Annotated in this window: 12 protein-coding genes; 4 read left to right on the forward strand and 8 right to left on the reverse strand. The window is 72.9% G+C overall.

Going from position 1 to position 14,284, the window contains the following annotated elements; translation table 11 throughout:
* Positions 1 to 43: 43 nt before the first annotated feature.
* The 5 genes from ACIBVL_RS16635 to ACIBVL_RS16655 are packed head-to-tail and all read right to left on the reverse strand — an operon-like array spanning position 44 to position 4,895.
* Positions 44 to 1,045, reverse strand: a complete 1,002-nt coding sequence (locus ACIBVL_RS16635) for a proline racemase family protein (RefSeq protein ID WP_399097854.1) — start codon at positions 1,043 to 1,045, stop codon at positions 44 to 46.
* Positions 1,046 to 1,068: 23 nt separating this feature from the next.
* Positions 1,069 to 1,965: a dihydrodipicolinate synthase family protein gene (locus ACIBVL_RS16640; protein ID WP_399097855.1), complete on the reverse strand. Its 897-nt coding sequence runs from the start codon at positions 1,963 to 1,965 to the stop codon at positions 1,069 to 1,071.
* Positions 1,962 to 3,446, reverse strand: a complete 1,485-nt coding sequence (locus ACIBVL_RS16645; RefSeq protein WP_399097856.1) for an FAD-dependent oxidoreductase — start codon at positions 3,444 to 3,446, stop codon at positions 1,962 to 1,964. Before ACIBVL_RS16645 ends, ACIBVL_RS16640 begins: the two co-directional genes overlap by 4 nt.
* Positions 3,439 to 3,738 (reverse strand): (2Fe-2S)-binding protein, encoded by a 300-nt coding sequence (locus ACIBVL_RS16650; RefSeq protein WP_399097857.1) that lies wholly within the window; start codon positions 3,736 to 3,738, stop codon positions 3,439 to 3,441. The genes ACIBVL_RS16645 and ACIBVL_RS16650 overlap by 8 nt, the downstream gene beginning before the upstream one ends.
* Positions 3,735 to 4,895: an NAD(P)/FAD-dependent oxidoreductase gene (locus ACIBVL_RS16655; protein WP_399097858.1), complete on the reverse strand. Its 1,161-nt coding sequence runs from the start codon at positions 4,893 to 4,895 to the stop codon at positions 3,735 to 3,737. Before ACIBVL_RS16655 ends, ACIBVL_RS16650 begins: the two co-directional genes overlap by 4 nt.
* Before the next feature lie 448 nt (positions 4,896 to 5,343).
* Between ACIBVL_RS16655 and ACIBVL_RS16660 the strand changes: the two genes are divergently transcribed.
* Together ACIBVL_RS16660 and fusA are read left to right on the forward strand one after the other, a co-directional pair.
* On the forward strand, positions 5,344 to 6,045 hold the full coding sequence (locus ACIBVL_RS16660; protein ID WP_399097859.1) for a DNA polymerase beta superfamily protein: 702 nt from the start codon (positions 5,344 to 5,346) through the stop codon (positions 6,043 to 6,045).
* Between the two features lie 376 nt (positions 6,046 to 6,421).
* On the forward strand, positions 6,422 to 8,512 hold the full coding sequence (fusA, locus tag ACIBVL_RS16665; RefSeq protein ID WP_399097860.1) for an elongation factor G: 2,091 nt from the start codon (positions 6,422 to 6,424) through the stop codon (positions 8,510 to 8,512).
* A gap of 76 nt (positions 8,513 to 8,588) precedes the next feature.
* Here fusA and ACIBVL_RS16670 read toward each other — a convergent pair whose 3' ends face one another.
* The 3 genes from ACIBVL_RS16670 to ACIBVL_RS16680 form a co-directional block, all read right to left on the reverse strand.
* On the reverse strand, positions 8,589 to 10,373 hold the full coding sequence (locus ACIBVL_RS16670; protein ID WP_399097861.1) for a coagulation factor 5/8 type domain-containing protein: 1,785 nt from the start codon (positions 10,371 to 10,373) through the stop codon (positions 8,589 to 8,591).
* Positions 10,374 to 10,663: 290 nt separating this feature from the next.
* Positions 10,664 to 11,056: an SCO5389 family protein gene (locus ACIBVL_RS16675; RefSeq protein WP_399097862.1), complete on the reverse strand. Its 393-nt coding sequence runs from the start codon at positions 11,054 to 11,056 to the stop codon at positions 10,664 to 10,666.
* Between the two features lie 47 nt (positions 11,057 to 11,103).
* Positions 11,104 to 12,051 (reverse strand): AAA family ATPase, encoded by a 948-nt coding sequence (locus tag ACIBVL_RS16680; RefSeq protein WP_399097863.1) that lies wholly within the window; start codon positions 12,049 to 12,051, stop codon positions 11,104 to 11,106.
* 162 nt (positions 12,052 to 12,213) lie between these two features.
* Between ACIBVL_RS16680 and ACIBVL_RS16685 the strand changes: the two genes are divergently transcribed.
* Positions 12,214 to 12,780, forward strand: a complete 567-nt coding sequence (locus tag ACIBVL_RS16685) for a GNAT family N-acetyltransferase (RefSeq protein ID WP_399097864.1) — start codon at positions 12,214 to 12,216, stop codon at positions 12,778 to 12,780.
* An 11-nt stretch (positions 12,781 to 12,791) separates the two neighbouring features.
* Positions 12,792 to 14,282, forward strand: a complete 1,491-nt coding sequence (locus ACIBVL_RS16690) for an ABC transporter substrate-binding protein (RefSeq protein ID WP_399097865.1) — start codon at positions 12,792 to 12,794, stop codon at positions 14,280 to 14,282.
* Positions 14,283 to 14,284 lie beyond the last annotated feature (2 nt).

Genomic DNA, 14,284 nt, shown 5'->3' on the forward strand with positions numbered 1-14,284 from the left:
ATGTCACGTACCACCAGTATCTACGGTGGTGAAGTCCCCGGCGTCACAGCACGAACCCGGCCGGGAACGGGTCCGTCGGGTCCAGCAGGTACTGGGCCGTGCCGGTGATCCAGGCGCGGCCCGTGAAGCTGGGCAGCACCGCCGGGCGGCCGGCGACCTCCGTCGTGCCGAGCAGCCGGCCCGTGAAACGGGTGCCGATGAACGACTCGTTCACGAACTCGGTGTGCAAAGGGAGTTCGCCCCGCGCGTGCAGCTGCGCCATGCGCGCGCTGGTTCCCGTGCCGCAGGGCGAGCGGTCGAACCAGCCCGGATGGATGGCCATCGCGTGCCGGGAGTGGCGGGCGGTGGCGCCGGGCGCGTACAGGTGGACGTGGTGGCAGCCGCGGATGGACGGGTCCTCCGGATGGACCGGTTCCTCCTCGGAGTTGATCGCCTCCATCAGCGACAGCCCGGCCCGCAGGATGTCGTCCTTGCGGCCGCGGTCGAAGGGGAGCCCGAACTCCTCCAGGGGCAGGATCGCGTAGAAGTTGCCGCCGTAGGCGAGGTCGTACGTCACCGTCCGGCCGTCGGCCAGGGTGGCCTTGCGGTCCAGGGCGACCGAGAAGGACGGCACGTTCCGCAGGGTGACGGCCCTGGCGGCGCCGTCCTCCACCGTCACCTCCGCCACGACGAGCCCGGCCGGGGTGTCCAGGCGGATGGTGGTGACCGGTTCGACGACCTCGACCATGCCGGTCTCGACGAGCACGGTCGCCACCCCGATCGTGCCGTGCCCGCACATCGGCAGATAGCCGGAGACCTCGATGTAGACGACGCCCCAGTCGCAGTCCGGCCGGGTGGCCGGCTGAAGGATCGCGCCGCTCATCGCGGAGTGGCCGCGCGGCTCGTTCATCAGCAACTGCTTGATGTCGTCGCGGTGTTCGCGGAAGTACAGTCGCCGTTCGTTCATCGTCGCGCCGGGGATGGTGCCGATCCCACCGGTGATCACGCGGGTGGGCATGCCCTCGGTGTGCGAGTCGACGGCGTGCAGGACGAGTGTGCTGCGCATGAGGTCCCCTCGTGTTCGTCGAGTTACGCGAGCCCCGCGGCGACGGCCTTCTCGGTGGCCGCGCGGACGGCCGCCTCCTGCTCGGGCAGCAGCGGGACGCGCGGTGGACGGCACCGGCCGCCGTGCCGGCCCACCACGTCCATCGACAGTTTGATCGCCTGCACGAACTCGACCCGTGAGTCCCAGCGCAGCAGCGGATGCAGCTGCCGGTACAGGGGGAGCGCGGCGGTGAGGTCCCCGGCCACGGCGGCCCGGTACAGCTCCACCGAGGCCCGCGGCAGCGCGTTGGGATACCCGGCCACCCAGCCCTTTGCGCCCGCCACCGCCAGCTCCAGCAGCACATCGTCGGCACCGATCAGCAAGTCGAGCTCCGGAGCGAGTTCCGCGATGCGGTAAGCGCGCCGGACGTCTCCCGAGAACTCCTTGACCCCCTGGATGAGCCCCTCGCCGTGCAGCCGGGCCAGCAGTTCGGGGACGAGATCGACCTTGGTGTCGATCGGGTTGTTGTACGCCACCACCGGCAGACCCGCCTCGGCGACCTCGGCGTAGTGCGCCACCACCGCGCGCTCGTCGGCGCGGTAGGCGTTGGGCGGCAGCAGCATCACCGCCCCGCAGCCCGCCTCGCGCGCCTGCTCCGCCCAGCGCCGCGACTCCGCCGACCCGTACGCCGCGACCCCCGGCATCACCCGCTCCCCGCCGATCGCGGCCACCGCGGTCTCCACCACCCGGGCGCGTTCCTCGGGCGTGAGGACCTGGTACTCACCGAGCGAGCCGTTCGGTACGACCCCGTCGCAGCCGTTCGCCACCAGCCAGGCGCAGTGCTCGGCGTACCGGTCGTAGTCCACGCGGAGGTCGTCGCCGAGCGGGAGCGCGGTGGCGACGAGGACGCCTCGCCAGGGGCGGTGCGGTGAGGTGGTCATGGGGTTGGCCTCTCTTCCGTCGGTGGCTGTGCGGCGATCCTGCGGCGCTCGTCGTCGCAAGGAGTGGGGTGTGACATAGCACTGGGGCCGTGGTGGGGCGGTGACGCGGCCAGTACGCCGAGGGGGACCGGGCGGGCCAACAGCCGTCGTGCGGGGACCGGTGCGCAGCCCGCCACGCCCGCCACCCCGGGTTCGCACATCCGGCCCTGGCACCAGCCCATTCCGGCCCGGGTCAGCAGCTTCACGGTGCGCAGGTCGCCGGCGCCGAGCGAGCCGACGGCCTCCCGGACCGCCCCGGCGGTGACCTCCTCGCAGCGGCACACCACCGTCTCGTCGGTCACCTGCTCCGCCCAGCGCGCCGGAGGCGCGTATGCGCCGTCGAGTGCCGTGAAGAAGGCGCGCAGTCGGGTACGGGTCCGGGCCGCGGGTGCCCACTCCCTCGGCTCGGGAGCGGTGCCCCTGAGACGGGCGGCCGCCGACCGGCCCGCGATGTGTCCCTCGGCCAGGGACAGGGCCGAGCCGCCGATCCCCGTCGTCTCGCCGGCCGCCCAGACGCCGGGCACGTCGGTGCGCTGTTCGTCGTCCACGCGCACGGCGGTCCCGTCGAGGCGGCAGCCGAGCCCGTCCGCGAGATCGGTGTGCGGCAGCAGGCCGTGGCTCACGGCGAGGGTGTCGCAGGCGAGTCGGCGTTCGGTGCCGGGGACCGGGCGGCCGTCGGGGGCGAGCGCTGCGACGGTCACCGACTCCAGCCGCTCGGCGCCGTGCGCCGCCAGGATCGTATGACGAGCCCGCAGGGGGATGCCGTGTCGCAGGAGCCTGGAGGCGTATCCGGCCCCCTCGGCGAGTTTGCCGGGGGCCGCGGCGAGGGTCCGGGCCCGGCCCGCGAAGGCTTTCGGATCGGCCGATTCGATCAGGGCGACCACCTTGGCGCCCGCTGCGGCGAGGCCCGTCGCGACGGGCAGCAGCAGGGGGCCGGTTCCGGCCACGACCGCCGTGCGTCCGGGCAGCACGAGTCCGCCCTTGAGCAGGGCCTGGGCGCCGCCGGCCGTGACCACGCCGGGCAGGGTCCAGCCGGGGAACGGCAGGACCTTCTCGTATCCGCCGGTGGCCAGCAGCACCCCGTCGGCGCGCAGCGCGACGGACTCCCGCTGCTGCGGGCCGAGCAGGGCGTGGACCGTGAAGCCGGTCGACTCACTTTCCACGCACCACACATGACGGTCATTCAGATGGGTGACACGTCCGGCGGCGAGGTGGGCGTCGAGGCCGGTACGCAGGCGCTCCCAGGTGCGCCACCGGTGGTGCAGCGCCTGCGGGCGCCGGGCGCCGAGGCCGCGCGCGGGCTGCCGGTAGAACTGCCCGCCCGGCTCCACGGCGGAGTCGATCAGCGTCACGCGGACACCGCGCGCGGCAGCCGCCAGGGTGGCGGCGAGGCCGGCAGGGCCGGCCCCGATCACGGCGAGGGCCGGGGCGCGCTCAGTCATCGTGACCCGTCCCCTCCTGCGTACGGATGTCCGCGCCCGGTACGGCGGGGACCAGGCACGCCCGCTGGTTGGGGCGGCCGTCGACGGTGATCAGGCAGTCGAAGCAGACGCCCATCCCGCAGAACACCCCGCGCGGTCTGCCTCCGCCGCGGGTGGTGCGCCAGGCGGTGACGCCCGCCGACCACAGTGCGGCGGCGACGGTCTGCCCGGGCAGGGCCTCGATCTCCCGGCCGTCGAAGGTGACGGTGAACGGTGTACCGGGCCGGGCACGCGCCAGGCGCAGCGGGTTCACGGGCGGCCTCCTGGGGACGCGGCGAAGCGGTCGGGTCGGAACGGCGTCACATCCAGCTCCGGGCTCTCGCCGGTCAACGCCCGCGCGATCAGATGGCCGGTGCCGGTCGCGAGCCCGATGCCGGCGCCCTCGTGCCCGCACGCGTGGAACAGGCCCGGCACACGCGGGTCGGGGCCGATCGCGGGCAGATGGTCGGGCATGTAGGGGCGGAATCCGAGATAGGTGCGCATCACCCGTACGCGTTCCAGGAACGGGAACAGCCGGATCGCCCCGGCGGCGAGCCCTCGTACGACCGGCAGGGAGAACGAGCGGTCGAAGCCGACGCGTTCGCGGCTCGCGCCGATGAGCACCGGTCCGGCGGCGGTGCCCTCGACGACCGGCGAGGTCTGCAGGGCGGCGGAGTCGCTCGCCACGTCGGCCACGTAGTCGGCGGCGTACACCTTGTGCCGCACCCGGCGCGGCAGCGGCTCGGTGACCAGGACGAAGCCGCGGCGGGGGAGCACCGGCAGGCGGGCCCCCGCGAGCGCGGCGATCTCACCGCCCCAGGTGCCGGCCGCGTTGACCACGGCGGGCGCGAGGATGTCGCCCTGGCCGGTGCGCACGCCGCGGACGGCACCGTCGGCGCCGCGCAGCACGCCTGTCACGGTCCGGCCCGTCTCCAGGCGCGCACCGGAGGCCCGTACGAGATGGGCGGCGGCCAGGGTCGGCATCACCTGGGCGTCCTGGGGATAGAGGACGCCACCCGCGAGTCCCGGCGCCAAGTACGGCTCGTGGTCGTGGAGTTGCCCGGGAGCCACGGCGACCGTCTCCACTCCGGCGGCGCGCTGTCCGGTGGCCAGTGCCGTCAGGGCGGTGAGCGCTTCGGGCGTGGACGCCACGACGAGCCCGCCCTTGGACTCGTACTCCACCGCGGCGCCCAGCTCTTCGGCGAGGCGTGTCCACAGACGACAGGACAGCAGGGCCAGTTGGAGTTCGGGGCCGGGTTCCTTGTCGGAGACGAGGAGGTTGCCCTCGCCCGCGCCGGTCGTGCCGCCCGCCACGGGACCGCGATCCACCAGAACGACGTCGAGCCCGGCGCGGGCCGCGTACAGCGCGCAGGCGGCGCCCACCATGCCGGCGCCGACGACCACCACGTCACCGCTCGGTCCCTTGGTCACCACAGTAATATGTCACATGGTTCTGACCGGGGGAAGAAGGCCACCGCGACGGCGAAGAGACCGCCCGGGCACAGGGCGGGAAGCGACGGCCCGAGCAGGGACCGGACGGCCCGGGCGCCCCGGCCCGGAAGGGCGGGTCGGGCCGGACGGCCGGGAGGGGTGGGGCGGCCGGGACGGGCGACGGGTGGTCACGAATGCCTCCTGAGGTCGGGACGGGGAGAGGCCCCCGGCTCTCCACGGCATCACCTGACCGGCCACGCGACCAGCGCACTGATCCGTTCGAGTGAATGGAGGGATGCGGCGGGACGCGGAAAATGTGAGGTGAGCGGGGAGGACGCCGGGGCATCATGGCGGTCCCGTCGTGGGGCCGCCGAGCATCCGGAACCGCCGTGACGGGCCACCACCACCCGGGGTCACCACGCCGGGCGCACACCACACGGGGGCACCAGTGACCGTCACCAACATCCTCCTGTCCGGCGTCGTCGGCTCGACCGCCTACGGACTCGCGCACGAAGGATCCGACGTGGACCGCCTGGGCCTGTTCGCGGCACCCACCGAAGAACTGCACGGCCTGCACACGCCGAAGGAGTCGCACGTCAGCACCGCCCCCGACCTCACCCTCCACGAGGCCGCCAAATGGTGCCGGCTCGCCCTCGGCGGCAACCCGACCGTCATGGAACTCGTCTGGCTGCCGGACGAGTTGTACGAGGTCCGCACCCCGCTCGGCGACGAACTCCTCGGCATCCGTGAGACGTTGCCGAGCGCCCGCCGCGTCCGTGACGCCTACCTCGGCTACGCCACCCAGCAGTTCCGCAAGCTCCGAAACCGCGGCGACGGCACACCCGCCGGGGGCACGGGCAGGCGGATCGCCAAGCACGCCCGGCACCTCAAGCGACTGTGCACCCAGGGCTACGAGCTGTACGCCACCGGGCACCTGACCATCCGGGTGGAGGACCCGGAGAGCTACCACCGGTTCGGCGAGCGGGTCGCCGCCGACCCCGAGGCGGCACAGCCCCTGCTGCGCCACTTCGAGGAGAAGTTCGCCGAGACCCGCAGCGTCCTGCCCGATCAGCCCGACGAGACGGCCGCCGAGGCCTGGCTGCGCCGAGTGCGGCGGCACTACTACACGGCGCAGGAGGCTTCGGCCTGACTGCACGACGGTGAGGGGGTGGACGAGGCAGAGGGCGCGGGTCGCCACAAATTCACCTGCGGCGCCCGCCCGTTCACCCCTACACTCGCCGCAGATCCAGCACCGCCCACTACAGGCGTGCGCCACCGTGACGAACGAAGGGAGCCCGGCCATGCGTGACCACACCGCTGTCGACGCTCCCCGCGCCCGCTACGACGTGATCCTCGTGTCCTCGTCCGTCCGGTGTCCGCTGCGCGGCCGGCACCGGATGCGCTGACGCACACCCGGAGTACTCCCACGCGCCGTCACGCTCCCCGAGCGGACGGCGCGGCGGACATCTGCGTCAGCCGCCCATCGCGCCGCCCGTTCCCCGGATACACCCGAAAGGCCAAGGGCCGTGCGCAACAACCTCGACCGTCACCTCGCCGCCGTACGCAACCTGGGCATCCTCGCCCACGTCGACGCCGGAAAGACCACCGTCACCGAGCGGATCCTGTATGCCACCGGGACCACGCACAAGCGCGGCGAGGTCCACGACGGCACGACCGTCACCGACTTCGACCCCCAGGAGCGCGACCGTGGGATCACCATCTTCGCCGCGGCCGTCAGCTGCGACTGGGACGGCCACCGCGTCAATCTGATCGACACGCCGGGGCACGTCGACTTCGCCGACGAGGTGGAGCGTGCCCTGCGCGTGCTCGACGGGGCGGTGGCGGTGTTCGACGCCGTCGCCGGAGTGGAGCCGCAGAGCGAGTCGGTGTGGCGTCAGGCCGACCGGCACGGCGTACCGAGGATCGCGTTCGTCAACAAGCTGGACCGGGCGGGCGCCGACCTCGACACCGCCGTGGCGTCCATACGTGAACGCCTCCACCCCGTCCCCCTCGTCGTCCAGCTCCCCATCGGCGCGGAGGACGCCTTCACCGGCGTCGTGGACCTGCTGCGCCTACGGTCACTGACCTGGGGCGACGGCAGCGACACGGCCGTCGAGGGCGACGTGCCGGAGGACCTGCGGGACGAAGCGCTGCGCCGGCGCAGACTCCTGGAGGAAGCCGTGGCGGAACGGCACCCGGCCGCGCTGGAGGAGTTCTGCGACCGCGAGACGCTCTCCGTCGGCACCCTCACCGCCGCCCTGCGGGACCTCACCCGCACCGGCGACGGCGTGGTCGTGCTGTGCGGCTCGGCGTACCGCAACCGGGGAATCGAACCGCTGCTCGACGCCGTGGTCGACTATCTGCCGTCGCCGGTGGATGTGCCGGCTGTATGCGGTGTGCGAGATGGTGTCGACGGGATGCGCGCGGCCGTCGACGGTATGCGGCATGCCGTCGACGAGCGACGCCCCGCCGACCCCGCCGCCCCGTTCGCCGCCCTCGCGTTCAAGGTCAGCGCCACCCCCAACGGCCGGCTCACCTACCTGAGGGTGTACTCGGGGACGATCGAGAAGGGGGACGCCGTATGGGAGTCACGCACCCGTCGCGTCGAGCGGATCGGCCGGATCCTGCGCGTTCAGGCCGACCGGCACGCCCAGCTGGACCGGGCGGTCGCGGGGGACATCGTGGCCGTGATCGGGCTCAAGGCGGCCCGGGCCGGCTCGACCCTGTGCGCGCCGGGGGCGCCGCTGGTCCTCGAGCCGCCCGGGGTCGCCGATCCGGTCGTGTCGGTGGCGGTCGAGGCGGGGCGGAGCACCGACACCGACCGGCTGGCCTCGGCGCTCGCCCGGCTTGCGGAGGAGGATCCGTCGCTGGTCGTGCGGACGGATCCGGAGACAGGTCAGACGGTGCTGTCGGGCATGGGCGAACTGCATCTGGAGGTCGCGGTGGAGAAGATCCGCCGCACCCTCGGCCTGGACGTCAACGTCGGCCGCCCCGGGGTGACATACCGAGAGACGGTCGCCCGCGGGGTGTCCGGGGTGGTCTTCCGGCACGTCAAGCAGGACGGCGGAGCCGGGCAGTTCGCGCAGGTGGTGCTCGACGTGGAGGCGCTGGAGGAGGGGTTCGACTTCCGGTCCGCCGTCGTCGGCGGGCGCGTGCCGCAGGAGTACGTGCGGGCCGTCGAGGCCGGCTGCCGGGACGCCCTCGCCGAGGGCCCCCTCGGTGGGCATCCGGTGACGGGGCTGCGGGTCACCCTGACCGACGGGGCGACCCATGTGAAGGACTCCTCGGAGACGGCCTTCCGCACGGCGGGCCGGTTCGCGCTGCGGGAGGCGCTGCGGGCCTGCGCGATGGTCCTGCTGGAGCCGGTCGTCGAGGTCGCGGTCACCGTGCCCGAGGACGCCGTCGGCGGAGTCCTGGGCGATCTCGCGGCCCGGCGCGGCCGGGTCTCCGACTCGGCCGTGCGCGGCGGCTCGGCGGTGGTCACGGCCACCGTCCCGCTGGCGGAGCTGTTCGGCTACGCGACCCGGTTGCGCAGTCGCACCCAGGGCCGAGGCACCTTCACGGCCCGCCCCACCGGGTACGCCCCGGCACCGGCGACGGCTGCGGTGACACCGTAGCTCCGCCGCCCTCGGGGACTCCGGACCAGGGAGCCCCCGGGGGTTCTGCCGTTCCCGGCCCTTCGGCATGTGGCGGTCAGGGGTACGACACCACGGTCGACGGCACCGTGGACGTCCCCGACGTGGGCGCCCCGGTGTCGTTGATGACGGCCTCGTACTGGCCGTTGCCGCCGAGGGAGATCACCAGCAGGCCGTGGAACTTCACGCCCGGGGTGTCCGGCGCGGCGAACCCGTGGTGCTGCACGATGGTGGGGTCGACGTTGTAGTAGCAGTAGCTTCCCAGGCCCCAGGCCTCGTGCGTGGTGACGTCGTCGCCGACCTTGTAGGCGGCGTAGCCCTTGAGCGGGCCGTTCTGGACGGCGGCCTGGTTCGGTGCGTCGTACGCCTTCTCGTTCTGGAAGAAGATCGTGCGGCCGCGCAGGCCGTACCACTGCACGTCGTACTTGTTGAAGTGCTCCACGAACAGGCCGGTGGCCAGCACGTCGTGGCCGTTGACGACGACGCCGTAGTCGGCCCGGTTGGTCTCCCAGCCGACGCCCTCGCCGTGGTCGGCGCGCCAGACCCAGGTGTGGTCGACGATCGTGTGCCGGTTGTTGACGACCATGCTGGTGGTGGCCTTGCCCGCGCCCGCCCCGCCGATCCGGACGAACACGTCCTGGACGGTGGTGGGGTTGGCGGAGTGGTCGCGGCACGCGCCCCGAGGTCCGATCTCCAGCAGTGTACGGGAGTTGACCGGTCCGGCGTCCACCAGGAAGCCCGCCAGCCGGACGCCGCCGACGTCGGCGACCTGGAGCGCGGTGACGCCGTTGTCCGGGACGAGGGTGGCGTAACCCAGGCCCAGGACAACGGCGTTGGCGCGGTTGACCCGGACCGGCTGGTCGAGGTGGTAGATGCCGGGGGTCAGCAGCAGGTGCAGGCCCTGGGCGAGCGCCCGGTTGAGCGTCGCCGCCGTGACGCCCGGCTTGGCGACGTAGAACCGTGACAGGGGCAGGGAAGTGCCGCGCGGTGTGCCGTTCCCCCAGCTGACGCCGCGCGCGTTCGTCCTCTTGGCGGGCAGGAACACCCGGAAGGCGCCGCCGCCGTCGACGTGGAGGAAGGGCTTCTCCCGGGATACCGGCGTGGTGTCGAGGGTGGTGTACGGCGGGCTGGGGAAGCTCTGCGCGGGGGCGCCCTCGACGCCGGAGAACACCATGTTCCACACGCCGTTGAGCCAGCTGCCGATCGCACTGTCGCGGGTGTACCACTGCTGCTGCGAGTACGGCCCGATCTCGCCCTCGATCCGGCTGTCGGCGATGTATCCGCCACTGGCCCAACCGTAGCCGCTGGGCGCCAGGTTGAGGCCGCCGTGGACATGCATACGGCGGAACGGGGCGGCCTGTGCGACCGCCCACCGGTTGGTGCCGTTCGCCGGGACGAGCGCGAGGTTCTCCGCCGAGCGCCAGAAGTTCTGCGTGGCGTTGCCGCCGAACCAGCCCGCGTCGACCGTCACGTCCCCGTGGATGGTGGTGTCGTCGGGGGAGAGGCCGAGGCCCGCGATCGAGGTGTAGAAGCCGAGCTGGGCGTTGAGGCCGTGATAGGTGCCGGGCTTGAACAGCAACGCGTAGCGCCCGGTGCCGAATTGGGACGACTCCTGCTGCGCGAACACCTCGTCGAGGCGGGCCTGGATGTCCGGGGTCGAGGGGTCGAGGACGAGGACGTTCGGACCGAGATCACCGCCGCCCGGCAGCGGGCGGGGACGCGGGGCGCGCGGTGTGGCGGAGGCGGGGGCGGCGCCGAGTCCGGTGAGGGCGGGGGCCGCCGCCGCGGCGGCGAGGACGGCTCTGCGACGCGGGGCAGGGGGCTGCGCGGGGGTCTGGGGCATGGGCGGCTCTCCTCGGTGGGGCGGCTCGAAGCATGGGCGGGCCGGGAGCGAACGGCTGATTCAGGAAGTGAACGGCTGCTGTTCTGAGAGCGCTCTCTCGTCGCTGAATGCTTCAACTGTCCGAACACGTACGTCAAGTGGTGGTGCGTCAGTTCCGTGCCGGGGTCGGGCCGAGGTGCCGGGGATGACCTTGTCCACCAGGTGGTCGAGGATCTTCCGCTGGAGGAACCGGCCCGTCTGCTCGATGCCGTGGCCGGCGCTGAGCAGACGGACCGTCGCGGAAGTGCGGGTCAGCAGTCCCGCAGCTCCGCAGACTGGTTCAGGACCTGCGCCCGCGTCGAAGTGAACCGGGCGTACCTCTCCCCGTCCCGCGCCCCGGGCCGGAAGGCGGCGACCCGGTGGCAGTTCTGGAAGGCGAGCGTCACGTCGAAGTGGCGTTCCAGGCTGCCGCGGATGGCGTCGCTGGCCAGGGCGCGCAGTAGCTGGCCGCGCTCCTGCTCGGACGGGGGCGGGGTCTGGTTGTCGGTGAACTCCGCTGTCCCGGAGTGGAGTCGGGTGGCGAGGGAGCCGATGAGGTCGTAGGCGTACGGGAGGGAGGTGCGGACGGTGTCCACGAAGTCCGCCTCGCGGATGTCACCGGCTTCGGCCTCGGCGAGGAGCTTCGGGGAGACGTCGAGAGACATGGGTGTCCTGTTCGTGTTGGGGGAGAGCGTGAAGAGGGGGGTGGGTGTCAGGTCAGTGATGCCGGGCCGGGGACGAAGTCCGGGTCCACCTGGGCCGCCAGGTCCTGGCCCGTCGCCGCGTCCGCCCAGGCGCGGGCGTTGCGCAGGTGGAACTCGACGGCGTGCCGGTGGAGCGTCGGCCAGTCCTTCGTGCGGGCGTCGACCGTCTCACGCAGGACGGTGAGGGTGTGATGGTTGGCCGCCTCCAACTCGCCCTGGGGGGAACCGCGTTCGCAGGACCGGACCCAGGTGGAGTGCACGAGGTGGGTGAGGAGGTCGTCACCCACCTGCTCCTTGAGGAAGAGCAGGTCGTCCTCGCCGGTCACCTTGTTGCCGATCACGGCGAGCGGGATGCCGAACTCGTGGGCGTGGTCGCGGTACTGGCGGTAGACGGAGACGCCCTTGCGGGTGGGTTCGGCCACCAGGAACGTCATGTCGAAGCGGGTGAACAGGCCCGAGGCGAAGGCGTCCGCGCCGGCGGTCATGTCGACGACGACGTACTCGCCGGGGCCGTCGACCAGATGCCCGAGGTACAGCTCGACGGCGCCGAGCTTGGAGTGGTAGCAGGCCACGCCCAGGTCGCTCTCGTCGAACTCGCCCGTGACCATCAGCGGAACGCCGCCCACCCGTTGGACGTGGCGTGCGTGCAGCTCGTCCTCGCCCAGCAGGCGCAGCAGGCGCGAGCCCCGGCCGGGAGGAGTCGTCTTGATCATCGCCTCGCGGGAGGCGATCCGTGGGTTGGTACCGCGCAACAGGTCCTTGATCCCGCCCAGATGCGCGGCCAGGGGTGGTGCGGCGAACGGGCCGGCCCCGGGGTCGAGCGCCTCGGCCAGGTGCTGGTTGATGTCGCCGTCGACGGCGAGCACCCGCGCCCCGGACCGGGCCAGCTCACGGGAGAACAGCGCCGACAGGGTGGTCTTGCCGCTGCCGCCCTTGCCGACGAACGCGACGCGCACCTACCGACCCCCTGTTTTGAAAATGAATGTCATGTGGCTAGGTTTAGGGCTCGGCCGTGATCGCTGTCAAGTCGGGGGGAGGTGTGGGGAATGGGGCGTCTCGAGTGGTGCCGGGGGCGGGTGGTGATCATCTCGTCCGGCCTTAATGCATATGATGCGCAGATGCGTGAATACTGCATAAAGCCCGCCGGCCGCGACGACCTCGACGGTGCCCGTGCCGTCATGCTCGACACCGTCTACCGCGACTTCGGTACCGGATACGTACCGCGCTGGCACCACGACATCATCGATCCGGCCGCCGCGTATCTCGCCCCGGACCGCCACCTCCTGCTGGTCGCGCTGGACGCGGCCGACGGCGAGGTGGTCGCCACGGCCGCACTGGACTCGCGTGGGCCCGCGCACCCGCCCAACCCGCGCCACGTCGCCGATCGCTTCCCCTCGGGGACGACCGCGCAGTTGCGCCGTGTCTATGTCCGCCCCGAGCACCGCAGGCGCGGGCTCGCCCGGCGGCTGGTCACCGAACTCCTCGCCTTCGCGGCCGCGGACGGCGTCTACCGCTCCGTCTACCTGCACACCGACCCGGCCGTGGAAGGAGCCGAGGGCTTCTGGCGGTCGCTCGGCGAGGTCGTGCACGACGAGCGCGAGGACCCCGGCGGCCAGGAGATCGTGCACTTCGAGGTCCCCCTGCACTCCCTCGCCGTCTCAACCCTGTCCCCCCTCACTTCCTAGGTCGGTCACCCATGCGCCACCCCCGGCTCCTCGCCGCGTTCCTCCTGACCCCGCTCCTCGCCGGCTGCTTCGCCTCCACCGGCGGCGGCGGGGAGGCGTCCGAGGGCGAGGACGGTTCCCGGCTGCGGGTCGCTCTCGCCTTCCCGCCCGCCGAGAACCTCTCCCCGTACGGCGCCGACGCCACGATCCTCAGCCGCCTCGGGGTGACCGAGGGCCTCACCATCCTCGACGCCAACGGCGCCGCAGCGCCCGCGCTGGCCGCGTCCTGGCGCCGCGAGGACGACCGGACCTGGCTGTTCACTCTGCGCGAGGCCGTCTTCCAGGACGGCACCGAGGTCACCCCGGCCGCCGTCGCCGCCTCCCTCGCCCACGCCACCCGGGCCGAACCCGCCCCCGCCGCCCTCGCCGGCGTCACGCTCACGGCGAAGGCGAAAGGTTCCGCCGGCGTACGGATCACCACGACCGAACCCGACCCCGTCCTGCCCCTGCGCCTGTCCAGCCCGAGCCTCGCCGTCCTCTCCCCGAAGGCGTACGAGGAGAAGGACGCCGTCGACCCGGCCGGCACCGCCACCGGCCCCTTCGAGCTCACCGAGGTCACCGGCGCCGGCGCCGCCGGCCTCGACCGGTTCGACGACTACTGGGGCGGCCGCGCCCAGGCCTCGGGCATCGACGCCCGCTTCATCGCCGACGGCACCGCCCGCGCCAACGCCCTGCGCACCGGCCAGGTCGACGTCGCCGAGGCGATACCCGTCGCCCAGGTCGCCGGCCTCGACGCGGACACCCGCCGCGAGACCCCCACCACCCGCACCACGAGTCTGCTCCTCAACACCGACTCGGGCATCTTCGAGGACCCCGCCCTGCGTGCCGCCGCCCGCGCAGCCGTCGACACCTCCGCGTTCGCCCGGGGCGTGTACGAGGGCCACGCCGACGCCGGCGCCGGCATCTACGGGCCCGCCGTCACCTGGGCCGAGGGCAACCGGGTGAAGCCGGCCCACCGCGCGGAGGCAGGGGATCCCGACGGAGCCTCGCTCACCCTCGCCACCTACGACAACCGGCCCGAACTTCCCGAAGCAGCCCAGGTGTTGAAGCAGCAGTTGGAGAACGCCGGGTTCACGGTGAAGCTGGAGGTGCGCGAGTACTCGCGGCTCGAGAGCGACGCGCTGGCCGGGAAGTTCGACGCGTTCGTCCTCGCCCGCAACACCCTCGTCGACACGGGCGACCCCGTCGCCGTCCTGGCGAGCGACTTCACCTGCGACGGCGGCTACAACATCGCCCAGGTGTGCACCCCGGCCGTCGACCGCGCCGTGGCCGAGGCGCAGGCGGTCGCCGACACCGGCAAGCGGCAGCAGGCCGCCCTGGCCGCCGAGGCCGCCGTCCTCGGCACCGACGCCGTCGTCCCCCTGGCCCACCAGCGCGTCATCACCGGCGTCGCCGCCGAGGTCGACGGGGTGCTCCTCGACCCCTACGAGCGCACCCTGGTCGGTGCGGGAACCCGGCGCTGAGC

It is taken from the genome of Streptomyces sp. NPDC049687, from assembly GCF_044465285.1.
Taxonomy (GTDB): Bacteria; Actinomycetota; Actinomycetes; order Streptomycetales; family Streptomycetaceae; genus Streptomyces.